The following is a 769-nucleotide window of genomic DNA, read 5'->3' on the forward strand; positions in this document are numbered from 1 at the left end:
GGCGCGAGCGCGACGAGACGGCGGCCAAGACCTTCGGCGCTCGGGCGGTCGCCCGCGGAGATGATCAGGCTCGCGAGCCGGCCGAACGGCGGATACAGCGTCTTCTCGCGCAGATCGATTTCGCTGTCGTAGAATGCCTCGCGGTCGCAGGCGATCAGCGCTTTCATCACGGGATGATCAGGCTGGTGGGTCTGGAGATAGCCGACGCCGCGGCCCTGCTCGCGCCCGGCGCGGCCGATCACCTGGTTGAGCAATTGCCAGGTGCGTTCCGCCGCGCGCGGGTCGCCGTTGCTCAGACCGAGATCCGCGTCGACCACGCCGACGAGATTGAGCCGCGGGAAATTGTGGCCCTTGGCGACGAGCTGCGTGCCGATGATGATGTCGACGCGCCCCTCCGCGATCTCGGCGAGCTCGCTGCGCATCGTCTCGATCGAGGTGATGAGATCGCTCGACAGCACCATGGTGCGCGCTTCGGGAAACAGCGCAGCCGCCTCCTCCTGCAGCCGCTCGACGCCGGGACCGACCGCGACCAGCGATTCCTCGGCCGAACAGTGCGGGCAGATGTGCGGGCGCGGCATCGAGAAGCCGCAATGATGGCAGACCAGGCGCTGGCGGAAACGGTGATCGACCAGCCAGGCATCGCAGATGGTGCAGGCGAAGCGATGGCCGCAGCCGCGGCACAGGGTCAGCGGCGCATAGCCGCGGCGATTGAGGAACAGCAGCGCCTGCTCGCGCTTTTCGATCGCGCCTCTGATCTCGCCGGCGAGCC

The 769-nt window shown here is 68.3% G+C and carries 1 protein-coding gene; it reads right to left on the bottom strand.

Annotation, left to right across the window (positions count from 1 at the left end):
- On the bottom strand, positions 1-769 hold a 769-nt coding region (priA, locus tag MOV75_RS40375; protein WP_247008429.1), incomplete at both ends, for a primosomal protein N'.

Source organism: Bradyrhizobium sp. PRIMUS42, from assembly GCF_023006515.1.
Taxonomy (GTDB): domain Bacteria; phylum Pseudomonadota; class Alphaproteobacteria; order Rhizobiales; family Xanthobacteraceae; genus Bradyrhizobium.